The following is a 26,274-nucleotide window of genomic DNA, read 5'->3' as shown; positions in this document are numbered from 1 at the left end:
CATTTAACCCGTTCCACCGGAATTTCGAGAAAATGCTCTCCGCTTCAGCCTTTGGTAACCAAGTTAGGTAACCATAACACCCAGTTAAGAGCATCGAGTAAGTGTAACAGAGAGTATCACATGGCGTCAGTTTTCCCGCTTGCCGACCTCAGGACCTCAGCAGTTCCGGGGTCCTGGATCGACACGATCATCAAGGGCGATTGCGTAGCGGCTCTTGAAGCACTACCCAATCATTCCGTCGACGTCATTTTTGCCGACCCGCCCTATAATCTCCAGCTGGGCGGCACGCTGCATCGTCCCGACCAATCGCTTGTCGACGCAGTCGATGACGAATGGGACCAGTTTGCCTCCTTCGAAGCCTATGATGCCTTCACCCGCGCCTGGCTGCTTGCCTGCCGCCGCGTGCTGAAGCCGGCAGGCACGATCTGGGTCATCGGCTCCTATCACAACATCTTCCGTGTCGGCGCGACCATGCAGGACCTGAATTTCTGGATCCTCAACGATATCGTCTGGCGCAAGACCAATCCGATGCCGAATTTCAAGGGCCGCCGTTTCCAGAACGCGCATGAGACGATGATCTGGGCGAGCCCGAACGCCAAGGCCAAGGGCTATACCTTCAACTACGACGCCATGAAGGCCGCCAACGACGACGTGCAGATGCGCTCGGACTGGCTGTTTCCGATCTGCAGCGGCAACGAGCGGCTGAAGGGCGAAGACGGCAAGAAGGCGCATCCGACGCAGAAGCCGGAAGCGCTGCTCGCCCGCGTCATCATGGCTTCCTCCAAGCCCGGCGACATCATTCTCGATCCCTTCTTCGGCTCGGGCACGACCGGCGCCGTCGCCAAGCGCCTCGGGCGCCACTTCGTCGGCATCGAGCGCGAGCAGGATTATATCGACGCTGCCAGTGCTCGCATCGCCGCCGTCGAGCCGCTCGGCAAGGCGGAGCTGACCGTCATGACCGGCAAGAAGGCCGAAGTTCGTGTCGCCTTCAACGTGCTCATCGAGAGCGGCCTTATCAAGCCCGGCCAGGTGCTGACGGATGCGAAGCGTCGCTATAGCGCCATCGTGCGCGCCGACGGCACGGTTGCTTCCGGCGGTGAGGCCGGTTCCATTCATCGCCTTGGCGCGAAGGTCCAGGGCCTTGATGCATGCAACGGATGGATGTTCTGGCATGTCGACGACGGGCGGTCCCTGCGCCCGATCGACGAGCTCCGGGCCATCATCCGCAGCGATATGGCAAAGGTGGAGTAGCCTCAGTCGCAAGCGCGGGCAGGTCCGGTTGTAAACCGCCTCACGGTTTCCGGGACGTCGCCTAAGGCCGGATCCGAATACCGCCTTCTTCCGTCATGTACCTCCAGTTAGGGAAGAAGGCGAAACGCTCAGGGCCTTACCGCACGATACGTCCGGTAAGGCCCTGGGCGTCTCTTTAGCTTCCGGTCTCAGAAGTCCTGATAGTCCGTGACGTCGACGCGTACGACGCGACCGTCTTCGTCGAAGGTGATCGTTTCCTCGCCCTCGCGGATCAGCGGCTTGCCTGTCTTGCTGTTGGTGGCGCGAACGGACCAGACCGCGCGGCCCGAAAGCGGTGTCAGCGTTTCCACCAGCGAATTGGACGCCGTCTGGTCGGGATATGTATCGAAATAACCCCGGAAGGCCTCCATGATTTCGGCGCGGCCGGAGAGGCTGCCGACACCGTTGGAGACATAGGTGGCATTGTCAGCGAAGAAATTCTCGATCGCCTCGTAATCGAGACGATTGATGGCGTCGTGGAACAGGTCGATGCGTTCTGCGGGATCGAAGATCATCGGTTCAAACCTTTATGCCATGGGCGGCGAGATCGCTGCGCAGCTTCTCGGCGCCGGTGAAATGGACCGCGTGCCAGCCGGCAGCCTTGGCGCCTTCAACATTGGCGAGCGAATCGTCGATGAAAATCGTTGACGCGGGGTCGAGGCCGAAGCTCCTGGCATGCGCATCGTAGATTGCGACATCCGGTTTGATCAGCCCGATATCGCCGGAGACCGTGACGCCGCGCGGTTTGTTGAGGAACGGAAAGCGCATCTGCGCCTCGCGAAACGTGTCGGAGGCGAAGTTGGTCAGCATGGTGACATCACGTCCCTCAGCGATCAATCCTTCAAAGATCGCGACGCTGTCGTCATAGGCGTGGGGCACCATTTCGTTCCAGTGCTTGCGGAATGCACGGATCTGTTCCGCCCGCTCCGGATGTTCGGCGATCAACAGCTCTTCCGCTTCTTCCCACGTACGGCCGCGATCCTGCTCGATGTTCCATTCATGGGTGCAGACGTTCGCCAGGAACCATTCGCGCTCGGCATCGTCCGGGATGACGCGGCTGTAGGGAAGGGTGGGGTCGTAATGAAGAAGAACCTTGCCGATATCGAAAACGATATGCCGTATTTCCGTGGTCATGAATGAGTTCCTGATGTTTAGGCACTGGCTTTAATGAATGCGCGAGGAATAGCCTGGGTGATCGCTTTTTTCATGACGGTTGGTAAGGCTTGCGCTTCAAGATTTGTAACCGGTTCCCACCATCCGTCATTGCGGTTGCTGCCCGATGCCACCTGAGCGCGATAGATCGACAGCCGCAGTTCGAAATGGGTGAAGACGTGCGTCACGGTCCCCGCTGCCTGCCAATCGGCCGGGAAGGGGGCGGCGTCCGTGCCGGTCTCGCCATCGATCCGTGCCGTCCAGCCGGTGGTCGGAACCTCGGTCATGCCGCCGAGCAGCCCGCTGGCGATGCGCCGGCGCAGATAGATTTCGCCCTCGCCATTGACCGCCACGAAGGCTGCTCCCTGCCGCACGGGCTTATCTTTCTTTGCCGCCTTCACTGGAAAATGCTCAGGATCATGCAACGCCAGCGCCACGCATGCATTGTTGAAAGGACACAGCGAACAGACCGGTCGTTTCGGCGTGCAGATCGTAGCACCCAGATCCATCATCGCCTGCGCGAAATCGCCGGGGCGGTCGGCAGGCGTTAGCAATGCCACTTTCTGCTTCATTAGGGGCTTGCCTGCAGGCAACGGCGTCGAGATAGCATAGAGCCTGGAAATGACGCGCTCGACGTTGCCGTCCATGACGGCCGCCTGCCGGTTGAAGGCAATGGCCGCGACGGCCGCCGCCGTATAGTCGCCAATCCCCGGCAGGGCCCGCAGACCGTCCTCGGTATCGGGGAAGCGCCCGCCATGGTCCGCCGCCACGGCTTCAGCGCATTTCTTCAGGTTTCGGGCACGCGCGTAATAGCCAAGGCCGGCCCAGGCGGCCATCACATCGTCGGTGGGAGCCGCAGACAGATCGCCGACTGTCGGCCAGCGCTCGAGGAACTTGGCGAAATAGGCTTTGACCGCAGGCACCGTGGTCTGCTGCAGCATCACCTCCGACAACCAGATATGATAGGGGTCTGGCGTGACGCCGCGCGCGGCCATCGGCGGCGAGACGCGCCAGGGCAGGTCTCGATGATGGCGGTCGTACCAGGCAAGCAGGGATGCGGCCGAAGGGGATTGCGAAGTCTTGGTCATGATTTGCCGCGTCGAGGGGAAGTGCTCTATACTTGGCCAAGCTGCGTCGGGCGATCAAGGTCCAGAACGTACAAAGCGTGTGCGGGAACCCGATTGAGATGAGTTATCCCCGAAAAGGCGAGAAGCAGATTTCCGAGCTGACCAACGGCATCGTCGATCCCGTGCTGGCGAAGCGCGCCGGGATCAATACGGCGCTGCTCGGTTCCTGGGATGAAATCGCCGGGGAGGATTTCGCGGAATGCACGCGGCCGGAAAAGATCGCTTGGGCAAGGCATGGAGGTTCGGGCGATGACGGCCGCTACCAGCCCGGCGTACTCACCATAGCCTGCGAAGGCGCCCGCGCGCTTTTTCTCACCCATGCGCAAGGCGAGCTCATCCAGCGCATCAACGGTTTCTTCGGCTTCCACGCCATCAGCCAGATCCGCATCGTGCAAAAGCCGGTCTCGGTCGCGTCGAAGCGCTCCCGCACGCCGCCGCCGCTGAAGGGCGAGGCTGCCCGCAAGCTCGAAGGCATGATGGATGGCATCGAGGACGAGAAGTTGCGGGCGGCTATTCAGAGGTTGGGCACCGCGATGGTCTGGAAGCGGCGGTAACAGACCGGGCGAACCGCATATTTCCTGAATTGTGGAGGAAATTTAAGTTGTTTGTCTTTGCCAGGTCACAATTCTTTGAAGAAAGTTGCCCAACCGTGCCTTGTTAGCGGCAACCAGCCGTTATATCGCATGAAACATTCGAAGACCTCTTTTAACGACGGGTGACTCTATGCCGATGTCCGACATGTTCTTGACCAAACGCCACCTGCTGGGCGGTTCTGCCGTTGCAGCGCTTTCCGTGGCGTTCTCGGCCTTTGCCGACACCGCATCCGCCGCAAATGCCTCGACGGCCGCGGGCGGACAGGAGACCACCAGCTCCGGCGACGACGCGGTTCCCCCGGCGGATGGCGATGTCAACATGAGCGAAGTGCTGAAGCCCGGCGCGCTGCCGGAAATCGCACTCGGCAAGGAAGATGCTCCGGTCAAGATCGTCGAATATATGTCGCTGACCTGCCCGCACTGCGCGCATTTTGCCGTCACGACCTTTGACGCTATCAAGCAGAAGTATATCGACACCGGCAAGGTTCGCTTCATCATCCGCGAATTCCCGTTCGATCCGCGCGCCGCCGCAGCCTTCATGCTGGCCCGCTGCGCCCCGCAGGAACAGTACATGCCGATGGTCGAAATGCTGTTCAAGCAGCAGATCGCCTGGGCGTCTCCGGATGTCGATGGCCGCTCCGCACTGCTGCAAATGTCGAAACTCGCCGGTTTTACTGAGGATAGCTTTACGAAGTGCTTGACGAACCAGAAGCTTCTGGATGATGTCAATTCAGTAAGGGAACGCGCGGCCAAGGACTTCGGCGTCAATGCGACACCGACCTTCCTGATCAATGGCAAGCGCTACGCAGGGGACATGTCTGTTGGTGCCATGTCGAAGCTCATCGACGGCCTTCTCTGATCCGCGCCTTTTTGATGCACAGGCGGGCGGCCGAGGCCGCACGCCTGCTTTCTATCACCTCCCCCTCCAGGGGGGAGGTAGCGAGGAACGCGCCGGTGGCGGTGATTTCCGGGGTGAACGCAGGATCGCCCCACCTCGAACCTTCGGTCCGATCCACCCCCTCAAGGGGAGGGTGGAGATCAGCCTATGAAATTCAACAGGCTTAGACTGGTCGGTTTCAAATCCTTCGTAGAGCCGGGGGAATTCGTCATCGAGCGCGGCTTGACTGGCGTCGTCGGGCCGAACGGCTGCGGCAAGTCCAATCTGGTCGAAGCGCTGCGCTGGGTGATGGGCGAGAATTCCTACAAGAACATGCGCGCGTCCGGCATGGATGACGTCATCTTCTCCGGATCCGGCAACCGCCCGGCGCGCAACACCGCCGAAGTCGGCCTTTATCTCGACAATAGCGACCGCACGGCGCCGGCCGCCTTCAATGATAGCGACGAGATCCAGGTGACGCGCCGCATCGAGCGCGAGCAGGGCTCGGTCTACCGCATCAACGGCAAGGAGGCCCGCGCCAAGGATGTGCAGCTTCTCTTCGCTGACGCCTCGACCGGGGCGCGTTCGCCATCCATGGTCGGGCAGGGGCGCATCGGCGAGCTGATCCAGGCCAAGCCCCAGGCACGGCGGCAGCTGTTGGAAGAGGCCGCTGGCATTTCCGGCCTGCATTCGCGCCGTCATGAGGCCGAGCTGCGCTTGCGTGCGGCCGAGGGCAATCTCGAGCGCCTGGACGATGTGACCTCGCAGCTCGAAAGCCAGATTGAGAGCCTGAAGCGTCAGGCGCGTCAGGCCAGCCGCTTCAAGATGCTATCAGCCGATATCCGCGCCCGCGAAGCCATGCTGCTGCATATCCGCTGGGTGCAGGCGAAGGAGGCCGAAGCCGAGTCCGACAGTGCCCTCAATCAAGCGACGGTGTTGGTTGCCGAAAAGGCACAGATCCAGATGGAGGCGGCGAAGGCCCAGGGCATCGCCAGCTTCAAGCTACCCGAACTGCGCGAAGACGAGGCAAAGGCCGCCGCTGCGCTGCAACGGCTGCAATTCGCCCGCAACCAGCTGGAAGAGGATGCTAATCGCATCCTGCGTCGCCGCGACGAGCTGACCCGCCGGCTGGCGCAACTGGCCGAGGATATCAGCCGCGAGGAGCGCCTTGTCGCCGACAACGCCACGATCCTTGCCAGGCTGGACGCGGAAGAAGCCGATCTTGCCGAGACCCTTGCCGATTCCGGCCGTCTTGCAGAGGAGACACGCGAGGCGTTCGAGGAGGCTGCCGCAAAGCTCGCCGATAGCGAACGGATCTTCGCCGCACTGACGGCCGAGCGTGCCGAGGCCGCAGCCGCCCGCAACCAGCTTGAACGTGCCATCCGTGATCTAGCCGACCGCAAGATGCGGCTCGAACGCCAGGCCGACGAGGCGAACCGCGAGCTTGCCGCCATCGACGAGAAGATGGCCGATTTGCCTGACCCCGACGAAAAACGCAGCATGGTCGAGGCGGCCGAGGACGTCGTCGCGGAAGCGGAAGCCGCAATCCAGCTCGTGGAAACGGCTCTTTCCAAAGCGCGCGAAACCGAAGCCCTGTCGCGTGGACCGGTCGAGCAGGCGCGGGCGGCGCTGAACGCGCTTGAAACGGAAGCGCGCACCATTTCCAAGATGCTGGCGGCGGGCGACACGTCCGGCGCCTTTTCGCCGGTTGCGGAGGATCTGCGCGTCGATCGCGGCTTCGAGATTGCGCTCGGGGCGGCGCTCGGTGATGATTTGGAATCGCCTCTTGATCCCCAGGCGCCGATTTACTGGTCCGACAACGGCAGCGGCGCGACCGATCCGGCCCTGCCTGACGGAGCCGTGCCGTTGATTTCACATGTCGGTGCGCCGGCAGCATTGACGCGGAGCCTGCGTCAGATCGGCATCGTCGCGGCGGGCGACGCTGAGCGGCTGATGCCGGCGTTGAAGCCAGGGCAGCGGCTGGTCACCAAGGATGGGGCGGTGTTCCGCTGGGATGGCCATGTGACCGGAGCCGATGCGCCGAGTGCCGCGGCCCTGCGGCTGGCGCAGAAGAATCGCCTTTCCGAACTGGAAGCCGAGGCTGAGCTTGCGCGCGACTTGCTGATCGAGGCTGAAGAGCATCTGTCGGCCGCCGCAGAGGCGATCCGGGCGGAAGAGGGGCGTCTGGGCACAGCCCGCGACGCCAGCCGGCTTGCCGCCCGTCATCTCTCTGAAGCCCGTGAAGCCTTAGCCGCGGCCGAGCGCGCGTCCGGCGATCTCATCCGCCGCCGGGATGTGATCGTCGAAGCGGTCAGCCGACTGCGGGAGCAGCTGGAAGACGTGGCGATGCAGGACGAAAATGCCCGCACCGAGCTGGAAGATGCGCCCGATCTCGCAGCCATCGATCTGAAGTTGAATGCCCAGCAGGCTGAAGTCGCGACCGATCGCGGCATCTTGGCCGAGGCCCGCGCCCGCCATGAGGGCCTGAACCGGGAAAACGAGGCGCGGCAGCGGCGCATCCTGGCGATCCAGCAGGAGCGGGATACTTGGCGCCAGCGCGCCGCCAGCGCCGAGGAGCATATCCAGACGCTGCGCGACCGCGAAGAGGAAGCGCGTGACGAGGCCGCCGAGCTCGATCTCGCGCCGGATGAATTCGATGACAAGCGCCGCGCGCTGATGAACGAATTGCAGAAGGCCGAGGAGGCGCGCCGCGTGGCCGCCGACCGCCTGGCCGAAGCGGAGACCGTTCAGCGCGAGGCCGATCGGCACGCGGCTACAGCACTGTCTGAACTGGCGGAAAGCCGCGAAAAGCGCGGCCGTGTCGAGGAGCGGCTGGCGTCCGCCCGCGAGCGCCGACAGGAGAGCGAGCTGCGCATTCGCCAGGCCCTGAACGTCGAGCCGCATGAAGCGCTCCGGCTCACCGGCCTGTCGGCGATGCAGAGCACGCCGGATTTGCGCGAAGTCGAGCGCGAGCTGGAACGGCTGAAGATCGAGCGTGAGCGCCTGGGCGCCGTCAACCTGCGCGCCGAGGAGGAGAGCCGGGAACTGAGCGAGCGGCTGCAGGCGCTGATCAAGGAGCGCGACGACGTCATCGACGCCATCAGGAAGCTGCGCGGAGCGATCCAGAGCCTCAACCGCGAGGGCCGCGAGCGTCTGATCGTCGCCTTCGACGTCGTCAACGCGCAGTTCCAGCGGCTGTTCACGCATCTCTTCGGCGGCGGCACGGCCGAGCTTCAGCTCATCGAATCCGACGATCCGCTGGAAGCGGGCCTGGAAATTCTCGCCCGCCCGCCGGGCAAGAAGCCGCAGACCATGACGCTGCTGTCCGGCGGCGAGCAGGCGTTGACGGCCATGGCGCTGATTTTCGCCGTGTTCCTCACCAATCCCGCGCCGATCTGCGTGTTGGACGAAGTGGATGCGCCGCTCGACGACCACAATGTCGAGCGCTACTGCAATCTGATGGACGAGATGGCCGCATCGACCGAGACGCGTTTCGTGGTGATCACCCACAATCCCATCACCATGGCCCGCATGGATCGCCTCTTTGGCGTGACCATGGCCGAGCAGGGCGTGTCACAGCTCGTCTCCGTCGACCTGCAGACCGCCGAGCGGCTGCGCGAAATCGCCTGAGCGCCTTTCCACGGGCAAGAAAACTGGTCTGATATCGACAAGAAATTGCGGTGTCGGCTGCCGTGCAGCCGTAAAGCGTGATAGCTTTGTTTTCGATCAACAATATGTGGCGCTAATCCGCCCGGAAGGGAAGCATGTCTGGATCTGGTGGCGGTATTTTCGATTTCTTCGGAATACTCGCCGTGCTGCTGCTCGTTGCCGCCAACGGTTTTTTCGTCGCGGCGGAGTTCTCTCTCGTTTCCGTTCGTCGCAGTCGCGTGACGGAGCTGGTTGCCGAAGGGCGGATGAACGCCAAGTCGCTGCAGAAGGCGGTCGACAATCTCGACGCCAATCTGGCGGCCACGCAGCTCGGCATCACGATTTCCTCGCTCGCCCTCGGTTGGGTCGGTGAGCCGGCGCTCGCCCATCTTCTGGAGCCGCTTCTCGATTTCCTTCCCGGAGCATGGGCCGCGGCCAGCTCGCATGCGATCGCCGTCGTCATTTCCTTCGTCATCATCACCGCGCTCCACATCGTGCTCGGCGAACTCGCTCCGAAGAGCCTGGCGTTGCAGCGCAGCGAGGATACGGCCCTCGGCGTGGTGCGGCCGCTCGGTCTTTTCCTCTTCCTGCTGCGTCCCGCGATCACCGTCCTTAACGGCCTTGGCAATCTGGTCCTGCGTCTCTTCGGGCTGCGGCCTGGGACTGGCGAGGGCTCGCTGCATTCGCCCGCCGAGATCAAGCTTTTGATCGCCGAAAGTCAGGAAGCCGGCTTGTTGGAGCCAGCCCAACAGGATCTGGTCGAACGCATCTTCAACATCGGCAATCGCGATGTCTCCAACATCATGACGCCGCGGCTGGAGGTTGATTGGATCGATGCCGACGATACGCCGGAGGAAATGCAGAAAACCATCCGAGAAAGCCGTTTCGAGCAGCTTCTGGTCGCCCGCGGATCGATCGACGAGCCTATCGGCATGATCCTGAAGAAGGATCTTCTCGATCAACTGCTGAACGGCGAGCCGCTGAACCCGATGGCCGTCATCCGCCAGCCGCTGGTCGTGCACGAGGCGACGGCGGTGTTCAAGGTGCTCGAAAGCTTCAAGCGCGCACCCGTGCGCCTCGCCATGGTCATCGACGAATATGGCAGCCTGGAGGGCATCGTCACGCAGACCGACCTCCTGGAAGCGATCGCCGGCGATCTGCCCGATATGGATAACGAGACGCCCGATGTTGTCGAGCGCGCCGACGGCTCATTGCTGATGGAGGGCATGATGCCGGTCTATGACGCCTTTGCGAGGCTCGGTCTGCGCGAGGGCGAGGAAGACGTGACATTCCATACGCTCGCGGGCTTTGCTCTTTACCAGTTCGGCCACCTGCCCGACGTCGGCGAAAGCTTCACCTTCGGCGGCTGGCATTTCGAAATCGTCGATCTCGATGGGATGCGGATCGACAAGATTCTGGCGCGGCGGGAGGCGGGGGCTTAAACGCCGGCCGACGGCAGCGACGAAATACCGCTTGCCCACTCTCTCTCGCTTTTGGAATGGCCGGAAGGCCTCCGATTTCGATCAATCGATTGAAATCGGGAGCCTGTGGGTCATATTTATTGTGCAGCGCAACATTTTGCCGCATTTGTCGATTTTCATTTGCCGCTCAATGAATTAAGTTCAACCCTAGGAGTTGGACGGGGACAATGACGAAGTGGGTCTATACATTCGGCGGCGGCAAAGCCGAGGGAGGCGCCGGAGACTTTGAGAGGCTCGGCGGCAAGGGTGCCAATCTTGCCGAAATGTGCAGCCTCGGCCTGCCGGTTCCCCCTGGCCTGACGATCATCAGCGAGGCCTGCTCTTTCTATTACAAGAACGGCCGTAATATTTCCGATGAGCTGAAGCCACAGGTCATGCAGGGCCTGAAGCAGATGGAAACCATCACGGGGCGCAAGTTCGGCGATACCGAGCGGCCGCTATTGGTCTCCGTTCGCTCGGGTGGTCGCGCCTCCATGCCCGGCATGATGGATACCGTCCTCAATCTCGGTCTCAACGATGCCACGGTGCAGGCGCTTGGCCACGATGCCGGCGACGCGCGTTTCGCCTGGGACAGCTATCGACGCTTCATCCAGATGTATGCCGATGTCGTCATGGGACTCGACAACGAGGTCTTCGAAGAGATCTTGGAAGATGAGAAGGCCCGTTTCGGTCACGAGTTCGATACTGATCTTTCCGCCGTCGAATGGCAGCACGTGGTCTCCATCTACAAGACCGTCATCGAGGAGGAACTCGGTGTGGCCTTCCCGCAGGATCCGGAGGTCCAGCTCTGGGGCGCCGTCAGCGCCGTCTTTTCCAGCTGGATGAACCCGCGCGCCGTCACCTATCGCCATTTGCACAATATTCCCGAGGCCTGGGGCACGGCCGTCAACATCCAGGCGATGGTGTTCGGCAACCTCGGCAATGCCTCCGCGACCGGGGTGGCCTTCACCCGCAATCCGTCGACCGGGGAAAAGGAGCTTTACGGCGAATTCCTCGTCAACGCGCAGGGAGAGGATGTTGTTGCCGGCATCCGCACGCCGCAGAGCATCACCGAAGCCGCCCGCATCGCTTCCGGCTACGACCGGCCGTCGATGGAAAAGGTGATGCCGGAGGCGTTCGCCGAATTCCGCCGCATCTGCGCGCAGCTGGAGACGCATTACCGCGACGTCCAGGATCTGGAGTTCACCATCGAACGCGGCAAGCTCTGGATGCTGCAGACCCGAGCGGGCAAGCGCACCACCAAGGCGGCGATGAAGATAGCCGTCGATATGGTCGGGGAGGGGTTGATCACGGAAGACGAAGCCGTCACGCGCATCGATCCGACGACGCTCGATCAGCTTTTGCATCCGACCATCGACCCGCGCGTCCGTCGTGAGGTCATCGGGTCCGGTCTGCCCGCCTCTCCTGGTGCGGCCACCGGCGAGATCGTCTTCACGGCCGAGGAGGCGATCATCGCCGAAGAGGAAGGCCGAAAGGCTATTCTCGTGCGGATCGAAACAAGCCCGGAAGACATTCACGGCATGCATGCCGCCGAAGCGATCCTCACCACGCGCGGCGGCATGACCAGCCACGCCGCCGTGGTCGCCCGCGGCATGGGCATTCCGTGTGTCGTCGGCGCCGGCACCATGCGCATCGATATGCGCAATGAAAAGCTGATCGGCATCGGCGTCACGTTGAAGAAGGGCGACATCATCACCATCGACGGATCCACCGGCCAGGTGCTGAAAGGCGAGGTGCCGATGATCCAGCCGGAATTGTCCGGTGATTTCGGGCTCATCATGGCCTGGGCCGACCGGTCGCGGCGCATGACAGTGCGCACCAATGCAGACACGCCGGCCGATGCCCGTGCGGCGCGCTCATTCGGCGCCGAAGGCATTGGTCTTTGCCGCACCGAGCACATGTTTTTCGAGGGAGACCGCATCCATGTGATGCGCGAGATGATCCTTGCCGAAGACGAGGCGGGGCGCCGCGCCGCCCTTGCCAAGCTGATGCCGATGCAGCGGCTCGATTTCACTGGCCTGTTCACCATCATGCATGGCCTGCCTGTAACCATCCGCCTGCTCGATCCGCCGCTGCACGAGTTCCTGCCGAAGACGGACGAGGAAATTGCTGAGGTTGCCGGAAGCATGGGCATGGAGCCGGCTATTTTGCGCCAGCGCGTCGATGCCTTGCACGAGTTCAACCCCATGCTCGGCCATCGTGGTTGCCGGCTGGCGATTTCCTATCCCGAGATCGTCGAGATGCAGGCGCGAGCCATCTTCGAGGCGGCGGTTCTGGCGGCGCGCGAGACGGGTGCCCCGGTCGTGCCCGAGATCATGGTGCCGCTCGTCGGCCTGCGCTCGGAGCTGGACTACGTCAAGGCGCGGATCGACGAGGTGGCCCGCGCCGTCATGTCGGAAGCCATGATGAAGATCGATTATCTCGTCGGCACGATGATCGAGCTGCCGCGCGCGGCGCTGCGCGCCCATATCATCGCCGAGGCTGCCGAGTTCTTCTCCTTCGGCACGAACGACCTGACTCAGACCACCTTCGGCATGTCGCGCGACGATGCCGCCGCCTTCATCCCGACCTATCAGCGCAAGGGCATCATCGAGCACGATCCGTTCATATCGCTCGATTTCGACGGCGTAGGGGAGCTCATCCGCATCGCCGCCGAGCGCGGCCGCCGCACACGCAACGACATGAAGCTCGGCATCTGCGGCGAGCATGGCGGCGATCCCGCCTCCATCCATTTCTGCGAGGATATCGGGCTGGACTATGTGTCCTGCTCACCCTTCCGCGTGCCGATTGCGCGGCTTGCGGCAGCACAGGCGGCGATCAAGGGGCGAGCCTGATTCTCTGGAGCATTTCCAGGAAAAGTGCGCAGCAGTTTTCCGTCCGGAATGCGTAAAAACAAGAAGATAGATCGTTTTCGCGATTCGGAGAAAAGCGAAAACGCTCTAATGGCGGAACGCCGCGCCGCTCAGCGGCGCCAATAGCCGCGGTTATGGTAATATCCCGGTCCGCCGACCACGATTGTCGGTCCCCAGAAGAAATCATCATTGCTTTCCATGAAGGCACGCTGGTCCGCGCGTCGGCTAAGATCCTGATTCATCAGGCAGTTGGCGAAATTTTCCGAGCCGCGCCGAAAACCGTAGCTGCCGCATCTGGCTTCGTCCGCCGCGCGAATCTCCTCCGCCGTCTGGCAGGAAGAGAGCACGAACGTCATGGCGAGAAGGGAGAGTACGGGAGCGACGATACGCATGACCTGATGTCCTCAACGCAAATATGCAGACGCGAATTATAGCGCCGCGCGGTGCCGCGCGAAAGGCCTATCATCGGTTGCCGGCGGGAATGCTCAGGCAGCTTCTCTCGGCTTTTTCGGCAGCCGCCGCAGCAGATCGACGAAGGCATCGGCGAAACGCAGCAGATGCTCGGTTTCCTCATCCGGTTGCAGCAGGCGGATTTCCGCGCCGTCTTCATCGAGAGCCGCAAAGAGGGTGCGCATCGCCGCGTCTCCTTCGGGAATCCTGATGACAGCCAACCTGCGGCAATCCGGAATCAGCCCCGCGGCGGGAAGATCGAACAGAAAGTCGCCGCTCACGGCCGAAGCTGCGCTTCGCACGGCCTCGCAGAAGGAGGCCTCGCCACCGGAAAAACCTTCGAGCGAAAGTTCAAGCTCGAGAAGTTCGAGCGGCAAGGTCGGCTCGACTGCATCGGCCGCGGCAATGGCCCCTCCCGGCAGTGGCTTGGCAGCGATGTCTTTGGAAAGCATCGGTTCCATCTCATCAAGTCCTTTCACAGCCTCGATAAAACACTGGAAGAATGGCCTTTTTTTGGAACTTAAGCAAGCACTCACATTTTTGTTCTAGCCGTTACTGGCTTCAGCTCTGACAGGACATTGCTCGTCGACGCCATGACATTCGATTTATTTTCACTGTTTCTTGTTCTAAACATAGATCGCTTTCTGGGATTCGGTGCATCCGGCTTCCGATCCGACGCGCCGATGAGCCCTTGATGACCATTCGCTTCGACCGTCCCGTTTCACATGCCGCCCGCGCCGGGCGTTTGATCGCCTCCTTTGCGCTGGTGCTTTGCGGGGTGACCTTGATCGGTCAGCGTTTCGGGCCGTTGGAAACGCCTTATTTCGTGCTGCTGCTGTTGATCTCAGCCGGCTGTGCCGCCCTGGCGGTAGTGCTTGCGATGCTCGGCCTTGCCCAGCTCTGGCAGAGCGCCGCCATCGGCGGCGTCTCAGCCGTCAAGGCACTCATCTATGCCACCTTGCCCTTGGCTATCGTCGGTTACGGCGCCGAGCGCTATTGGACCCGGCCCCCGATCTACGAGATATCGACCGATCTCAGCGACCCGCCGGAGTGGCTGGCGACGCCGGATGCCAGGCAGATCTGGCTGCCGGCACGCCATCTGGTGACGCAGCAGGAGCGCGACTCACAATCTGAAGCCTATCCGGCCCTGATCAGCCGCCGCTACGAAGGGGCCACCGATCGGGTATTGGAGGCGGTGCGAAAGGTTGCGAGGGACAGTCATATCACCATCGTCAAGGCCGATGGCGCCGATGTCGCCGACCCGAACGGCAATGCGAAGCCGAGGCACCGCACCCGCCCGCAGAACACCGGCCCGGCACAGGACGACAGCACAGTCGGTGACGTGCCCGATATCGTTCCGGTGCCGAAGCCGCGCCCCCTTCGGGATGGCGTGGCCGATCTGATCCGTCAGAATACGGACGTTGTTCTGCAGGGGGCGACCCGCACCCGCATTTTCGGTCTCCCATGCGATGTGCTGATCCGTCTTCGCGAGGAGGCCGAGACGACGCTCGTCGATATCCGCGTTTCCTCCCGCTACGGCCAGGATGATCTCGGCGTCAGCGCCGATATGGCGGACGGCTTTCTGAAGGCGCTGGATGCGGAGCTGCTCGGGATCGCCGGAGGCTGACGCGGCTCAGGCGGGTCTATACGCTCCGGTGAGCGCCGGCGGCCCGTCGGTTTCCACCCGGCCTTTTTCCACGAGATCTTCGAGATGCGCCAGCACCGAAAGCGCCGCCGCGCCGTGGAGACGCGGGTCCGTATCGCGATAGATGGCTTTCACCATGTCGGGGATCAGCCGGTCGCCGGCCTTGATGCGCTCCAGTACGGCGCGTTCGCGCATGCGGCGATGGGTTCTCAAGCCGCGCATGAAAGAAGCGGGTTCCCTCACCGGGCCACCATGGCCGGGCAGAAACAGGCGATCTTTTCGAACAAGCAGCCGCTCGAGCGAGGCCATGTAATCGGCCATCGAACCGTCAGGCGGGGCGACGATCGACGTCGCCCAGGCCATGACATGATCGGCCGAAAAGAGGATGCCGCTGCCATCAAGCGCAAAACAGGCATGATTAGCCGTATGGCCGGGCGTCAGCAGCGCGGTCAGCTGCCAGCCGTCTCCCGAGACGCTTTCGCCGTCAGCAAGCACGATATCCGGCCGGAACTCCATATCGGAGCTTTCGGCGAAAGGATTGACCTCGCCCTGATAGAGCGGCCGCGCGGCGCGATGTGGCCCTTCGCCGACCGTGAGCGCCCCCGTCGCCTCTTTCAGCCGCCTTGCGAGCGGCGAGTGATCGCGATGGGTGTGGCTGACGAAGATATGCGTGACCTCGCGCCCCTTCAGTGCCGTCATCAAACCGGCAAAATGCTCCTCGTTCTCCGGCCCGGGATCGATGACCGCCACGGACGAGCCGCCGACGATGTAGCTGTTGGTGCCATGAAAGGTGAAGGCGCTGGGATTGTTGACCGTCATCCGCTCGATGCCGGGCGCAACGGGAACAGCGCGGCCATAGGCCGGCTCGAAAGCAAGGTCGAAGTCGGGCGTGCTCATGATTGCTTATATTCGATTTCGATAAAGGACATCGGCTCGGGGCCGGCATTGACCACATTATGCTCGACGCCGGCCTCGCGCCGGTAGGCGGCACCCTTGGCCATATCGACGCGCCGATTGCCGCCCGGCTCTTCCAGAAGAAACTGGCAATCCGTCATCGGCACCACGACATAGCCGAGGCCATGCACATGATGACCGGTATCGGCGCCCGGCTCGAAATCCCAGCGGGTGATGCGCACGACGGCATCGTCGAGAAGCACGGTCGGGACAGCCGGCGGGCGGGCGCGAAACTGGCTCATCGGATCTCCTGATTGGATTGCAGTGCGGCAAGACCTATCATAGCGACCCGAGAAGCGCACAGAAATATGCATCCACGCGCAACTTAGTGATTGTGGCCGGATGCGACCTTTGCTAATCAGACGCCGATTTGGCTGAGTTGCGGCCACTTCCTCTGTTGGGGCGTCGCCAAGCGGTAAGGCACCGGTTTTTGGTACCGGCATTCCCAGGTTCGAATCCTGGCGCCCCAGCCATATATCTCTGGGTCCGTTCCGGCTATTGTCTTGTAGAACACAAGGGCAGTCTTTCTTTAACTTACGAAGAAAATTCGCTCGAGAAATCCCAGTATCCGCTCCCCTTTATTCCCAGCGCTTAAATATTGTTTGACCATTTTCAGACACTCTCATCGCCATCATCTCGATACAGGCGATCATGAACCAGACCTCCCCAAAATTGCTGCTCTCCATCGTTGCCCCCTGCCACAATGAGGAGGAGGGGCTGAAGGAGTTTTGCCGGCGGACGGTCGCGACGGCGCGGGGTGCGGTCGGTGAAGCCTTCGAGGTCATATTGGTGGATGATGGTTCCACCGACTGCACCTGGGAGATCATCGCCTCGCTTGCGCGGGAGACGCCGCAGGTGCTCGGCGTGCGCCTGATGCGCAATCATGGTCACCAGCTTGCCGCCACCGCAGGCCTTGCCGCCTCGCGGGGCGAGCGGGTGCTGCTCATCGATGCCGATCTCCAGGATCCTCCGGAACTGTTGCTGATGATGATGCCGATCATGGATCGGGGCGCGGATGTCGTCTATGGCCAGCGCGTGCGCCGGCAGGGGGAGAGCTGGTTCAAGCTCACCTCCGCCTCGCTCTTTTATCGCCTGCTGTCGCGGCTCGCCTCGGTTACGATCCCGCGCGATGTCGGTGATTTCAGGCTGATGAGCCGCCGGGTGGTCGATATCCTGCTGTCGATGCCGGAGCGCGATCGCTTCATTCGCGGCATGGTGAGCTGGATCGGCGGGCGGCAGGTGGCGCTGCCCTATGAGCGCGATGCGCGTTTCGCCGGCACGACCAAATATCCGCTGCGCAAGATGATCAATTTCGCGATCGACGCCATCACCAGCTTCTCCACCGTGCCCTTGCGGATCAGCACGTGGCTCGGCCTTGCGAGCGCCGGTTGCGCGGCCTTGCTGTTGCTCTACACGCTCGCGCGCTGGATTGCGGGCGAGACGATCGTCGGCTGGTCGAGCATCATGGCGGCGATCACCGCCTTCAGCGCCATCCAGCTTATCTGCATCGGCATCATCGGCGAATATGTCGGCCGGCTGGTGCAGGAGAACAAGAGACGCCCGATGTTCATGATCGAAAGCCTCGTGCAGGGCAATCGATCGCTCGATATCCCCGGCGATTTTTCCGAACTGGATGCAGCGACCAAACGCCGTGCGCTGGAGCAAGCTTTGGGTGGACCGGGTGAGGCGGGCAACGGTGCGGCGCAAGTCAGGGCAGCCAGCTGATGTCCCATCAATCCGCCGATTCGTCATGGGGCGGGGCGACGGCCGCGGCTCCGGCGCCGACCACTGTGGAGGCGGATGCCGTCGTTGTCAGGCAAAGGCCCGATGTCGTCATCGCTGCCTTCGTGGCAGCGGTGGCCGTCTTCGTCGCCATTTTCAAATTCCCGCCGATCCTCGACTATCCCAACCACTATGCGCGCATGTGGCTGCTTGCCGGCGGCATCGATACACCGCCGTTTCAGCAGATCTATGCGATCGATTGGAACAGGAGCTTCACCAATGTCGGCATCGATCTCATGGCCTACTGGCTGGGACCGCTGATCGGTGTCTCGCTGCTGGCGCGCAGCCTGCTTTTCCTGGCGATCGCGCTGCCGCCGCTCGGAGCGATCGCTCTGCACAGGCGCTTGTTTGGCGGCGGCTACTATTGGCAGATCGCCATTCTTTATTTCGCCTGGTGCGCAACGCTGATCGGCGGCTTCATCAATTTCCAGATTGGGCTCGGCATGGCGCTGTTCTTCGCAACAGCCGATCATGCCCTGCAATCGCGAAACCGGGCCGCGCTGTTTGTCTTTCGCCTGCTGGCTGGCCTGCTGCTCACCACCATGCATATCTTTTCGCTCGGCTTCTACATGGCGCTCGTCTGCGGGCTCGAGTTTTCGCCCACCATGGCGGCGATGAAGTCATTTCGCGATTTCATGCGCTTATGCGGCAGGCTGGCGATGGCGGTGCTGGCCTGCGCCTTGCCGGCGATCTGTCTTTTCCTCTACCAGCCGGTGCTGCCCGATGCCGGCAATGGCAATCTCGGCGCGTCCTGGAATGATTCCCTGGTTCTGATCCTGGCCAACCTGATGTCGGCGTTCTGGAGCTATACGGTCCTGGTGGATATGCTGTTCCTGATCCCGCTGATCCTCGTCTGGACCAATGCTGTGCGGACACGCCGGCTGCAGCTGCATGCGGGGCTTGCGGTCACGGCAACCGGTCTGCTGCTGTTCGCCTGCCTCTCGCCGCGCCATCTATTGGCTACTGGCTGGATCAGCTGGCGCTTCCCGATCATGACGGCGCTGGCGGCCATGGTGATGGTATGTCCCTTGCCTCGCCTGTCGCGCCGGCAGGCCCTACTTGTCGTCACCATGCTTTCAGCGGTTGCGCTTGGCAGGACCGCCTGGATCGGTTTCAACTGGTGGCAGGGCGAGGCCGAGGTCGCAGATGTTCGCACCGTGCTTGCCGCGGTACCGGAGGGCGCGGCGATCCTGCCTGTCATGCGGCAGCAAAAGAGTGCGCCGCATGTCGTCGACCATCGTTACTTTGCGTGGAATCAGGACACGTTCCGGCATTTGCCGACGCTTGCTATCCCTTATGCGCATAGCTTCGTGCCGACGGTCTTTACCGCCAAGGGCAAGCAGCCATTGACCGTCCTGCCGCCCTGGAGCGATATCGCTGTGCCGGAAGGCAATCTCCTCTCCGTTGGCCTGCTCGATTGCCCCGATGAGATCGGCACCGTCAGCAGCTTTGCGCCCTATCTCGTCAATTGGCGGCAGCGCTTCGACTTCATTCTGCTGGTCAATGCCGATGTCGAGGATCGTTTTGACGGCACGATCCCGAGCGGCGTGCGGCTTGCCGCGGAAACGCCCTTTGCCAAGCTCTATGCTATCGACAAGGCCTTCGTGCCGCCTGCGGGTGCGGTGCCGCCGAAGAGCTGCGCCGAGTTCGCCGCGGCAAATGACTGAGGCCGCATCAAGTCAAACAGGCGGCTCCTTCGAGCCGCCCGTCGAATTGGTTTCCCGATAAAGTCCCTGTTTCAGCTCGCCTTTTCCGGCGGAGCCAGAAGTTCGGCGCAATAGGACGAGCCGCTGACGCCCGGCTGGTCGCCGAGGATGTGGACCGAGCGGATGACATAGCTCTGATTGGTGACGATATCGGCCTTGCAGCTGAGATAGCGCTTGCCGCCCTTCTTGCCATCCTTGGTCGCGATCGTGATCGTCTTGTAGCCGCCGCGCCACGTATAGACGCGATTGCCGCTCTCGTCGCGGTCGGAGAGCGGCGGGCCGTAGGCCGCGAAGAAGCGTCCAGCGGACTGGCCTTCCCAGCGATCCTGAACGGGGTTGCTCGCCATCAGCGGCAGGCCTGTTGTCGTTGCTGTCGTGGTGCTGCAACCGGCTAGAGCCAGCAACAGTCCCGCCGCGGTGATCATGCGGATATTCATCGTGTCGTCCTTGAGCTTCTGTCACGCATTCGGTCGCGGAAAGGCCGCTGTCCCACGACGTTTCCACCTGTCCCGCCTAGGGCTTTAGCGCCAAAGCCGGCAAAAGAAAATTCCCATCCGCGTGTACAAGTGGGATTTTAGTCAATCTGTTGCGTCTTTTGCACGCCGGCCCTTCCAGCGCCTGTTTCCTGCCGATTTTCTAGGCAGCGGCCCTGTAATCTTTTCGTCAAAAATCAAACGGTTTTTTGAGATTGGTGCTTGTGCATCAAAAATGGCTGGTCTATAGAAGCGCCGCTGGTCACGGAGTGTAGCGCAGTCTGGTAGCGCACCACGTTCGGGACGTGGGGGTCGAGTGTTCGAATCACTCCACTCCGACCAGCTTAAAACACTGATCTTTCTCCCGAAAAATCCACCCAAAGCAGTCATCAGAGCGGCGTTGTACTACGGCGAAGCTGGCCATACCCTTGGAGGTTTGTTGAGTTGCCTTCAAGGCTGTGCCCACCGTTATCGCGCGCCACGGACACCCAGACCGCGTTGAGGATCCGCTTTTGCAAAACCGGCTCTTTTTGTCGCCCAAAGCACCATATACAAAGGAGGCGCGCATGTACCCGACTCGACCGTCGGACGGCTTGCGGGCGTTGAAGCGGAGTGACGGGATGAGTCTTGTTGAAAGGGTGGCTGGGTTGGCCGGAGAGGGACTTGCGTGGCGGCGGCGGCGCTATCGCGCACGGTCTCGCGATGCTATCGGACAAAAGCCGGGGATTGCAACCGGCGTCGGTGTGTTGGCTCTAGGTGCCGCATTTCTCCTTGCCTCAGGCGGAGATCCCGCGCGCGCCGCTGATTGCGGCAATGTCGCAGCGCCCGGCCTCGACTGGAGCGGATGCAGCAAGACCAATATCATGTTGCCAAGCAGCGATCTGCACGGCGCCAATCTTGCTGGCGCTCACTTCGACAGCACGGATCTGAGCGACGCCAATCTGACCTCCGCCAATCTTGAAAAGGCGACGCTGGTGCGCGCATGGTTGAAGACAGTCCTTGCCGACGGGGCGAATTTTTCAAGGATCGAGGCCTATCGCTCCGACTTCAGCAACGCCTCTGCCAATGGCGCATCTTTTGCCAATGCCGAGCTGCAACGGGCAGAATTCGGCGGCGCTAAGCTTGCCAATGCGGATTTCCAGAAGGCCGAGCTCGGCCGCGCCGATTTCGACAAGGCGGTCCTGTCCGGCGTGAATTTCTCCTTTGCCAATCTCTCCCGTGCGACGCTGGCCGGCGCGGTGATGCAGGGGCCGGTCTCCTTCGGCGGGGCCTTCATGTACCTGACCCGCATCGAAGGTCTTGATCTGACGGCTGCCACTGGCCTCCAGCAGGCGCAGATCAATCTGGCTTGCGGCGACAATACGACGAAGCTGCCCTCCTGGCTGCAGGCGCCCTCCGTCTGGCCATGCCCGCCGGACGATCCGGATGACAAGGACTGACGCTGGTCCTGAGAGAAGAGATCCTTAAGAAGGCAGTGTGCGATGTTTGCAGAGAAGACGATTGAGCACGACAGCAAGCCCGAATTCTATCGCGAGCTTGCCGGCCAGCTGCAAGCCTTGCTTGATGGCGAGGCGGATTCGATTGCCAATGCAGCCAATACATCCGCGCTGATCTTCCAGATGTTGCCCGATGTGAATTGGGCCGGCTTCTATTTCCTGCGGTCGGGTAGCGAGCTTGTGCTGGGGCCGTTCCAGGGCAAGCCGGCTTGCGTTCGCATAGCCGTCGGCCGCGGCGTCTGCGGAACGGCGGTCGAGAAGGCACAGTCGATCCTCGTGGAAGATGTTCATGCTTTTCCCGGTCATATCGCCTGCGACGCGGCCTCGCGCTCGGAGCTGGTGGTGCCGTTGGTCCGCAATGGAAAGGTTTTCGGCGTCATCGATCTCGATAGTCCGGTTGCCGGCCGCTTCGATCGCGATGATCAGGCCGGCATCGAGGCGCTTGCCGCAATCTACACCGCCTCTTGCCAAATGGGCGATTGAGCGCCGACACCGTGGAGTGTCACGCGCTCGTGATCGATATGGCAAATTGGACCGGCGATACCTATATCTCGCCTCGCAACCACTCCCATAACGCTGATCGAGCTTGATATTCGCCAACCCGCTTCCTTTCGCTGGTCCCGGTCAAGTTTGAAATGCGTGCCAAGGGCAAGGAGAACAACATGGGCAATTATAGCAAGACAGCAGAATCGATAGCCAAGCTTACCCCTGAGCAATATCGCGTGACGCAGCAAAGCGGCACGGAGCGCCCCGGTACGGGCGAACTTCTCTACAACAAGCAGTCGGGCATCTATGTCGACATCGTATCGGGGGAGCCGCTGTTTGCCTCTTCCGACAAATTCGATTCGGGTTGCGGCTGGCCGAGCTTCACCAAGCCGATCGAACCAGCCAATGTCAGCGAGCTGACCGATATCTCGCATGGCATGGTGCGCACCGAAGTGCGCTCGGCGCATGGCGACAGCCACCTGGGCCATGTTTTCCCGGACGGACCGCAGGACCGTGGCGGCCTGCGCTATTGCATCAATTCCGCCTCCCTCCGCTTCGTGCCGCGTGACCGCATGGAAGCCGAGGGGTATGGTGCCTATATCGATCAAGTGGAGGATGTAAGATGACTACGGAGCGTGCAGTTCTCGCCGGCGGTTGTTTCTGGGGCATGCAGGATCTCATCCGTCGTTACAACGGCGTCATCTCGACGCGCGTTGGCTACAGCGGCGGCGATGTCCGCAATGCCACCTATCGCAACCATGGTTCGCATGCCGAAGCGATCGAGATCGTTTTCGATCCGCAGAAGATCAGCTACCGTGACCTTCTGGAATTCTTCTTCCAGATCCACGATCCGAGCACCCGTAATCGCCAGGGCAATGATGTCGGCATGAGCTACCGCTCGGCGATCTTTTACACGAGCGAGGAGCAGAAGCGGGTCGCTCTGGACACGATCGCCGATGTCGACGCCTCCGGCCTGTGGCCGGGCAAAGTCGTCACCGAGGTAGCGCCGGTCAGCGACTTCTGGGAAGCGGAACCGGAACACCAGGATTATCTGGAGCGCTATCCGAACGGCTATACCTGCCACTTCGTCAGGCCTGGCTGGAAGCTTCCGGTCCGGCATGCCGACGCAGCGCAGCGCGCGGCGTCCTGACGCGGGGAACAGCTCAAGCGGACGGCTGAAACCCTATCTCGGCACATGGGATGTGAGGCGCCGGATCATCGACCGCCTCAATCATTCGCTGGTGACATTCGAAGGGCAGGCTTTTGTGACGCCTGTCCAGTTCGAAGAACATGGCGACACGCACAGCGATCACGCGACGCTCAGAAGCAGCCGCGCGTATCGGCTTGACGATGCGGTTGAAGATCTCGTCGTCCGCTTTCCCGATCTTGCCGAATTCATCCGTATCGGTGACGGCGCGTCACAGCATGTCGTTCATCATTGCGGCCCCGATCTTTACCGGGGCCGTTTTTTCTTTCGAGGGCCGGACGCCTGGGCCGAGATGTGGCACGTGCGCGGGCCTCGGAAGCATTATCTCAGCCTCGCGCACTATCGACGCGCTTAATCAAAGCCACCCGTTCTGGTTGGGCTTGCCTTATCGCGCAAGCCGCCGCCTTGCCTGCGCGGCTTGCGCCAGATCCTCCAATGTGCGGATGGAGGTCTGCCAGTCAATGCAGCCGTCGGTGATGCTCTGGCCATAGACCAGCGGCTTGCCGGGAACGAGATCCTGGCGGCCGGCGATGAGGTTACTCTCCATCATCATGCCCTTGATGCGCCGGTCGCCGGCCGATATCTGCTCCGCCACGGCGCTGACCACCACCGGCTGGTTTTCCGGGTTCTTGCTGCTGTTGGCATGGCTGGCATCGATGATGATCCGCGGCTCGAGCCCGGCTTTCAATGCCAGTTCCGATACGGCCTGCACGTTGGTCGCATCGTAATTCGGCTCTTTGCCGCCGCGCAGGATGAGGTGGCAATCCTCGTTGCCGCGTGTTGAGGCGATCGCCGCCAGACCTTCCTTGGTCACGGCCGGGAAATGATGCGGCTGCGAAGCCGCTACGATGGCGTCGAGCGCGATCCGCACATCGCCATTCGTCCCGTTCTTGAAACCGACAGGGCAGGAGAGACCGGACGCCAATTGCCGATGCACCTGGCTCTCGGTCGTCCTCGCACCGATCGCGCCCCAGCTTACGAGATCGGAGATATATTGCGGCGTGATCGTATCGAGATATTCGCAACCGGCCGGCAGACCGATTTCGTTGACATCGACCAGAAGCTTGCGTGCGATGCGCAGGCCTTCCTCGATGCGATAGCTGCCGTCAAGATGCGGGTCGTTGATCAAACCCTTCCATCCGACGGTGGTCCGCGGCTTCTCGAAATAGACCCGCATGATGATCTCGAGATCGTCGACGAAACGGTCGCGCTGTTCCTTCAGCCATGCCGCATATTCACGCGCGGCATCCGGATCGTGGATGGAGCAGGGGCCAATGACCACGATCAGCCGGTCGTCTTCATCGCGCAGGATGTTATGGACAGCGTTGCGCGCCTCGGTGACGGTTGTCGTCACCGCTTCGTCGCGGGGGATCTCATCTATGATGCGAGAGGGCGGCGTGAGCGCCGTGATCTCGACAATGCGCAAATCATCAGTGGAATTCAGCACGGTATCAGTTCCTTGTAAGATCATACCGCGGCGACAAAAAAAGCCGCCAGGTAGACTAGCGGCTGTTCGGGTCTTTGGTGTCGCGTCAGTGTTAACTACGCACAGGCCCGCCTCCGCTGAAAGCAGCGGTACGAATAAAATCGCGAGGCGTATACGCAGATGATCGACATGAGTTGTCTCTACGACAAAAAATGCTTGATGTCGATGATGTTGATGCGGGCAAAATGAAGGAGATTGGCTGCGGCGCCGCCATTCCATCTTACTGACAGATCCGGTCTTCAGCGCCTATTTGCGGATCGTCTGTCTGGGTGGGATATTTTACAATTCTCTACGGATGCCGCTGTTGTTCGTTTGAGAGGCACGGACCCCAAAATTTAACCCCTGCCTCGGAAGGACCGGCCCGACTTCGCTGGAAGTCGGACCAGTCCCCATCCGATCAGGGGTCAAGTCAGATCAGATCTCGAAAACGAGGTCTTAGAAGCTACGCTGGAAGCGCAGAACGCCAGCCCACTGGTCCTGATTGATGGAGTCCCAGTTGGTGTAGGAAACTTCCGGCTGAACCAGAAGGTTCTTGACCGGGTTCCAACGAAGGTTGGCGGTCGCAGCGAAGATCTTCGAGTCGGTGTAGGCAACCTGAGCGTTGGCCTGCAGCTTGGCGTCGATCGGAACGGTGACGCCGCCCCAAACAGCCCAGTCACCCCAGCCGATGGTCTTGGCCGGGCCAGCGCCGTTCGAGCTTGCGTACTTGTTCAGCTTGTCGCCGTCGGTGTTCCAGCCGCCCATGACGAAGGCCTTGAAGACGCCGAAGTCGGCATCGGCGCGGGCCTTGATGGCGCCTTCTTCGACGATCGAGTCGTAGCCGCCAACAACCTTGAAGCCAAAGTTGCCAACCTTGTAGCCGGCACCGGCAACAACGTCGGGAGCGTAGTGGTCGGAGCTGTCTTCGCCGTTGACGCCCTTGGCGCCCGAACCGGAGTTGCTGTCTTCGACCGAGATCACAGCCGTGAAGCCGTTGCCTGCGTCGTAGTTGTAGGTCAACTGGTTCAGTTCGTACGGACCGTCATAAACAACGTCGTCGTTGATGACGTTGCCGGCGTAACCGATGTAGGAGTTGTACTGCGAGTCGGCCTTACCAATGGTGAAGCCACCGAGGCTGATATTGGCGAACAGCAGCTTGGTGGTTGTCGAACCGCCATCCTGCCAGTCGAAACGATAGACGGTGTTGGTCTTCAGCGGACCGTATTCGGTGTCCGATGCGGTATCGACGCTCAGCTGAGCGCGGGTGTGCCACAGCGTGCCGTAACGGTCAGCCGGGTTGTAAGCGTTGTACCACTTGCCTTCGGTACGAACCATACCGCCGACCTTCAGGCAGGTTTCCGTGCCCGGGATGAAGAAATAACCAGCGCCGTACGCGTCGCAGATGCGGACGTATTCGAGCGGTTCCGGCTCAGCGGCGACGACAGCGTCGGCTGCCTGAGCGCCAGAAACTACTGCCAGAGCAGCAGCGGAGCCGAGAAGAAGGCTCTTGATGTTCATAAAAACTCCAATCCAATATAGATTGGGCACAGGCTGTCGCGTCGAAAAATCGACGTGCCTTGACCCTATCCC

Annotated in this window: 24 protein-coding genes and 2 tRNA genes; 16 read left to right on the top strand and 10 right to left on the bottom strand. The window is 61.6% G+C overall.

Annotation, left to right across the window (positions count from 1 at the left end; translation table 11 throughout):
• Positions 1 to 120 precede the first annotated feature (120 nt).
• The gene (locus GA0061101_RS02035; protein WP_037193489.1) at positions 121 to 1,251 is read left to right on the top strand and encodes a site-specific DNA-methyltransferase; all 1,131 of its coding nucleotides are present in this window, start codon (positions 121 to 123) and stop codon (positions 1,249 to 1,251) included.
• Positions 1,252 to 1,439: 188 nt separating this feature from the next.
• Here the strand turns inward: GA0061101_RS02035 and GA0061101_RS02030 are convergent, their stop codons facing one another.
• From GA0061101_RS02030 to mutY, 3 genes are read right to left on the bottom strand one after another with little or no spacing between them, the layout of a single operon-like run.
• Positions 1,440 to 1,805, bottom strand: a complete 366-nt coding sequence (locus tag GA0061101_RS02030) for a nuclear transport factor 2 family protein (protein WP_047560602.1) — start codon at positions 1,803 to 1,805, stop codon at positions 1,440 to 1,442.
• Positions 1,806 to 1,809: 4 nt separating this feature from the next.
• Positions 1,810 to 2,424: an HAD family hydrolase gene (locus GA0061101_RS02025; protein WP_092572917.1), complete on the bottom strand. Its 615-nt coding sequence runs from the start codon at positions 2,422 to 2,424 to the stop codon at positions 1,810 to 1,812.
• A gap of 17 nt (positions 2,425 to 2,441) precedes the next feature.
• Complete coding sequence (gene mutY, locus GA0061101_RS02020; RefSeq protein ID WP_092572916.1) at positions 2,442 to 3,530, bottom strand: A/G-specific adenine glycosylase; 1,089 nt, start codon at positions 3,528 to 3,530, stop codon at positions 2,442 to 2,444.
• Positions 3,531 to 3,628: 98 nt separating this feature from the next.
• On the opposite strand from mutY, the gene GA0061101_RS02015 reads away from it, so the two are divergent.
• The 5 genes from GA0061101_RS02015 to ppdK all read left to right on the top strand — a co-directional run bounded on the left by GA0061101_RS02015 (position 3,629) and on the right by ppdK (position 13,002).
• A complete protein-coding gene (locus GA0061101_RS02015) occupies positions 3,629 to 4,123 on the top strand; it encodes a DUF721 domain-containing protein (protein ID WP_037194338.1) in 495 nt (164 codons plus the stop codon).
• 169 nt (positions 4,124 to 4,292) lie between these two features.
• Positions 4,293 to 5,021 (top strand): DsbA family protein, encoded by a 729-nt coding sequence (locus tag GA0061101_RS02010; RefSeq protein WP_037193498.1) that lies wholly within the window; start codon positions 4,293 to 4,295, stop codon positions 5,019 to 5,021.
• A gap of 186 nt (positions 5,022 to 5,207) precedes the next feature.
• Positions 5,208 to 8,669 carry a chromosome segregation SMC family protein gene (locus tag GA0061101_RS02005; RefSeq protein WP_092572915.1) on the top strand — a complete coding sequence of 1,154 codons (3,462 nt, stop codon included), beginning with the start codon at positions 5,208 to 5,210 and terminating at the stop codon, positions 8,667 to 8,669.
• A 134-nt stretch (positions 8,670 to 8,803) separates the two neighbouring features.
• Positions 8,804 to 10,129 carry a hemolysin family protein gene (locus GA0061101_RS02000; protein ID WP_037193502.1) on the top strand — a complete coding sequence of 442 codons (1,326 nt, stop codon included), beginning with the start codon at positions 8,804 to 8,806 and terminating at the stop codon, positions 10,127 to 10,129.
• A 206-nt stretch (positions 10,130 to 10,335) separates the two neighbouring features.
• Positions 10,336 to 13,002: a pyruvate, phosphate dikinase gene (gene ppdK, locus GA0061101_RS01995; RefSeq protein WP_047638867.1), complete on the top strand. Its 2,667-nt coding sequence runs from the start codon at positions 10,336 to 10,338 to the stop codon at positions 13,000 to 13,002.
• A gap of 128 nt (positions 13,003 to 13,130) precedes the next feature.
• Here the strand turns inward: ppdK and GA0061101_RS01990 are convergent, their stop codons facing one another.
• Entirely contained in the window at positions 13,131 to 13,412 is a 282-nt protein-coding gene (locus GA0061101_RS01990; protein ID WP_037193513.1) for a hypothetical protein, read from the bottom strand.
• Positions 13,413 to 13,505: 93 nt separating this feature from the next.
• Positions 13,506 to 13,922, bottom strand: coding sequence for a hypothetical protein (locus GA0061101_RS01985; RefSeq protein ID WP_092573021.1), 417 nt, complete (start codon positions 13,920 to 13,922; stop codon positions 13,506 to 13,508).
• A gap of 242 nt (positions 13,923 to 14,164) precedes the next feature.
• On the opposite strand from GA0061101_RS01985, the gene GA0061101_RS01980 reads away from it, so the two are divergent.
• A complete protein-coding gene (locus tag GA0061101_RS01980; protein WP_092572914.1) occupies positions 14,165 to 15,097 on the top strand; it encodes a DUF1499 domain-containing protein in 933 nt (310 codons plus the stop codon).
• A 6-nt stretch (positions 15,098 to 15,103) separates the two neighbouring features.
• Here GA0061101_RS01980 and GA0061101_RS01975 read toward each other — a convergent pair whose 3' ends face one another.
• Together GA0061101_RS01975 and GA0061101_RS01970 are read right to left on the bottom strand one after the other, a co-directional pair.
• The gene (locus tag GA0061101_RS01975; RefSeq protein WP_092572913.1) at positions 15,104 to 16,012 is read right to left on the bottom strand and encodes an MBL fold metallo-hydrolase; all 909 of its coding nucleotides are present in this window, start codon (positions 16,010 to 16,012) and stop codon (positions 15,104 to 15,106) included.
• Positions 16,009 to 16,311 carry a cupin domain-containing protein gene (locus GA0061101_RS01970; protein WP_092572912.1) on the bottom strand — a complete coding sequence of 101 codons (303 nt, stop codon included), beginning with the start codon at positions 16,309 to 16,311 and terminating at the stop codon, positions 16,009 to 16,011. Before GA0061101_RS01970 ends, GA0061101_RS01975 begins: the two co-directional genes overlap by 4 nt.
• A gap of 156 nt (positions 16,312 to 16,467) precedes the next feature.
• Here GA0061101_RS01970 and GA0061101_RS01965 point away from each other — a divergent pair.
• From GA0061101_RS01965 to GA0061101_RS01955, 3 genes are all read left to right on the top strand, one after another.
• Positions 16,468 to 16,542 (top strand) — tRNA-Gln (locus GA0061101_RS01965).
• 178 nt (positions 16,543 to 16,720) lie between these two features.
• Positions 16,721 to 17,794, top strand: a complete 1,074-nt coding sequence (locus tag GA0061101_RS01960; protein WP_092572911.1) for a glycosyltransferase family 2 protein — start codon at positions 16,721 to 16,723, stop codon at positions 17,792 to 17,794.
• Positions 17,794 to 19,518 carry a hypothetical protein gene (locus tag GA0061101_RS01955; RefSeq protein ID WP_245297424.1) on the top strand — a complete coding sequence of 575 codons (1,725 nt, stop codon included), beginning with the start codon at positions 17,794 to 17,796 and terminating at the stop codon, positions 19,516 to 19,518. The genes GA0061101_RS01960 and GA0061101_RS01955 overlap by 1 nt, the downstream gene beginning before the upstream one ends.
• A gap of 71 nt (positions 19,519 to 19,589) precedes the next feature.
• Here the strand turns inward: GA0061101_RS01955 and GA0061101_RS01950 are convergent, their stop codons facing one another.
• Positions 19,590 to 19,994: a hypothetical protein gene (locus GA0061101_RS01950; protein WP_037193522.1), complete on the bottom strand. Its 405-nt coding sequence runs from the start codon at positions 19,992 to 19,994 to the stop codon at positions 19,590 to 19,592.
• Positions 19,995 to 20,295: 301 nt separating this feature from the next.
• Between GA0061101_RS01950 and GA0061101_RS01945 the strand changes: the two genes are divergently transcribed.
• The 6 genes from GA0061101_RS01945 to GA0061101_RS01920 all read left to right on the top strand — a co-directional run bounded on the left by GA0061101_RS01945 (position 20,296) and on the right by GA0061101_RS01920 (position 23,574).
• Positions 20,296 to 20,372, top strand: a tRNA-Pro gene (locus GA0061101_RS01945).
• 278 nt (positions 20,373 to 20,650) lie between these two features.
• Positions 20,651 to 21,469, top strand: coding sequence for a pentapeptide repeat-containing protein (locus tag GA0061101_RS01940; protein WP_092572910.1), 819 nt, complete (start codon positions 20,651 to 20,653; stop codon positions 21,467 to 21,469).
• A 42-nt stretch (positions 21,470 to 21,511) separates the two neighbouring features.
• The gene (locus GA0061101_RS01935) at positions 21,512 to 22,009 is read left to right on the top strand and encodes a GAF domain-containing protein (RefSeq protein ID WP_092572909.1); all 498 of its coding nucleotides are present in this window, start codon (positions 21,512 to 21,514) and stop codon (positions 22,007 to 22,009) included.
• A gap of 179 nt (positions 22,010 to 22,188) precedes the next feature.
• Positions 22,189 to 22,638 (top strand): peptide-methionine (R)-S-oxide reductase MsrB, encoded by a 450-nt coding sequence (gene msrB / locus GA0061101_RS01930; protein WP_037193527.1) that lies wholly within the window; start codon positions 22,189 to 22,191, stop codon positions 22,636 to 22,638.
• A complete protein-coding gene (gene msrA, locus GA0061101_RS01925) occupies positions 22,635 to 23,162 on the top strand; it encodes a peptide-methionine (S)-S-oxide reductase MsrA (RefSeq protein ID WP_037193529.1) in 528 nt (175 codons plus the stop codon). Before msrB ends, msrA begins: the two co-directional genes overlap by 4 nt.
• Positions 23,131 to 23,574: a DUF6314 family protein gene (locus tag GA0061101_RS01920; protein WP_092572908.1), complete on the top strand. Its 444-nt coding sequence runs from the start codon at positions 23,131 to 23,133 to the stop codon at positions 23,572 to 23,574. The genes msrA and GA0061101_RS01920 overlap by 32 nt, the downstream gene beginning before the upstream one ends.
• A 30-nt stretch (positions 23,575 to 23,604) precedes the next feature.
• Here the strand turns inward: GA0061101_RS01920 and GA0061101_RS01915 are convergent, their stop codons facing one another.
• Both GA0061101_RS01915 and GA0061101_RS01910 read right to left on the bottom strand, forming a co-directional pair.
• A complete protein-coding gene (locus GA0061101_RS01915; RefSeq protein WP_167669521.1) occupies positions 23,605 to 24,690 on the bottom strand; it encodes a 3-deoxy-7-phosphoheptulonate synthase in 1,086 nt (361 codons plus the stop codon).
• A gap of 450 nt (positions 24,691 to 25,140) precedes the next feature.
• Positions 25,141 to 26,202: a porin gene (locus GA0061101_RS01910; protein WP_037193535.1), complete on the bottom strand. Its 1,062-nt coding sequence runs from the start codon at positions 26,200 to 26,202 to the stop codon at positions 25,141 to 25,143.
• Between the last annotated feature and the right edge of the window lie 72 nt (positions 26,203 to 26,274).

The organism is Martinezella lusitana (genome assembly GCF_900094565.1).
GTDB lineage: Bacteria > Pseudomonadota > Alphaproteobacteria > Rhizobiales > Rhizobiaceae > Rhizobium > Rhizobium lusitanum.
The sequence above is the reverse complement of the archived record's forward strand: the minus strand, read 5'-3'. Positions and strand labels throughout refer to the sequence as shown.

Excerpts from the sequence above, each read along its gene's own strand:
- GA0061101_RS02035 (WP_037193489.1), top strand. The coding sequence starts at position 121 with ATGGCGTCAGTTTTCCCGCTTGCCGACCTCAGGACCTCAGCAGTTCCG.
- GA0061101_RS02030 (WP_047560602.1), bottom strand. The coding sequence starts at position 1,805 with ATGATCTTCGATCCCGCAGAACGCATCGACCTGTTCCACGACGCCATC.
- GA0061101_RS02025 (WP_092572917.1), bottom strand. The coding sequence starts at position 2,424 with ATGACCACGGAAATACGGCATATCGTTTTCGATATCGGCAAGGTTCTT.
- mutY (WP_092572916.1), bottom strand. The coding sequence starts at position 3,530 with ATGACCAAGACTTCGCAATCCCCTTCGGCCGCATCCCTGCTTGCCTGG.
- GA0061101_RS02015 (WP_037194338.1), top strand. The coding sequence starts at position 3,629 with ATGAGTTATCCCCGAAAAGGCGAGAAGCAGATTTCCGAGCTGACCAAC.
- GA0061101_RS02010 (WP_037193498.1), top strand. The coding sequence starts at position 4,293 with ATGCCGATGTCCGACATGTTCTTGACCAAACGCCACCTGCTGGGCGGT.
- GA0061101_RS02005 (WP_092572915.1), top strand. The coding sequence starts at position 5,208 with ATGAAATTCAACAGGCTTAGACTGGTCGGTTTCAAATCCTTCGTAGAG.
- GA0061101_RS02000 (WP_037193502.1), top strand. The coding sequence starts at position 8,804 with ATGTCTGGATCTGGTGGCGGTATTTTCGATTTCTTCGGAATACTCGCC.
- ppdK (WP_047638867.1), top strand. The coding sequence starts at position 10,336 with ATGACGAAGTGGGTCTATACATTCGGCGGCGGCAAAGCCGAGGGAGGC.
- GA0061101_RS01990 (WP_037193513.1), bottom strand. The coding sequence starts at position 13,412 with ATGCGTATCGTCGCTCCCGTACTCTCCCTTCTCGCCATGACGTTCGTG.
- GA0061101_RS01985 (WP_092573021.1), bottom strand. The coding sequence starts at position 13,922 with ATGCTTTCCAAAGACATCGCTGCCAAGCCACTGCCGGGAGGGGCCATT.
- GA0061101_RS01980 (WP_092572914.1), top strand. The coding sequence starts at position 14,165 with ATGACCATTCGCTTCGACCGTCCCGTTTCACATGCCGCCCGCGCCGGG.
- GA0061101_RS01975 (WP_092572913.1), bottom strand. The coding sequence starts at position 16,012 with ATGAGCACGCCCGACTTCGACCTTGCTTTCGAGCCGGCCTATGGCCGC.
- GA0061101_RS01970 (WP_092572912.1), bottom strand. The coding sequence starts at position 16,311 with ATGAGCCAGTTTCGCGCCCGCCCGCCGGCTGTCCCGACCGTGCTTCTC.
- GA0061101_RS01960 (WP_092572911.1), top strand. The coding sequence starts at position 16,721 with ATGAACCAGACCTCCCCAAAATTGCTGCTCTCCATCGTTGCCCCCTGC.
- GA0061101_RS01955 (WP_245297424.1), top strand. The coding sequence starts at position 17,794 with ATGTCCCATCAATCCGCCGATTCGTCATGGGGCGGGGCGACGGCCGCG.
- GA0061101_RS01950 (WP_037193522.1), bottom strand. The coding sequence starts at position 19,994 with ATGAATATCCGCATGATCACCGCGGCGGGACTGTTGCTGGCTCTAGCC.
- GA0061101_RS01940 (WP_092572910.1), top strand. The coding sequence starts at position 20,651 with ATGAGTCTTGTTGAAAGGGTGGCTGGGTTGGCCGGAGAGGGACTTGCG.
- GA0061101_RS01935 (WP_092572909.1), top strand. The coding sequence starts at position 21,512 with ATGTTTGCAGAGAAGACGATTGAGCACGACAGCAAGCCCGAATTCTAT.
- msrB (WP_037193527.1), top strand. The coding sequence starts at position 22,189 with ATGGGCAATTATAGCAAGACAGCAGAATCGATAGCCAAGCTTACCCCT.
- msrA (WP_037193529.1), top strand. The coding sequence starts at position 22,635 with ATGACTACGGAGCGTGCAGTTCTCGCCGGCGGTTGTTTCTGGGGCATG.
- GA0061101_RS01920 (WP_092572908.1), top strand. The coding sequence starts at position 23,131 with ATGCCGACGCAGCGCAGCGCGCGGCGTCCTGACGCGGGGAACAGCTCA.
- GA0061101_RS01915 (WP_167669521.1), bottom strand. The coding sequence starts at position 24,690 with ATGATCTTACAAGGAACTGATACCGTGCTGAATTCCACTGATGATTTG.
- GA0061101_RS01910 (WP_037193535.1), bottom strand. The coding sequence starts at position 26,202 with ATGAACATCAAGAGCCTTCTTCTCGGCTCCGCTGCTGCTCTGGCAGTA.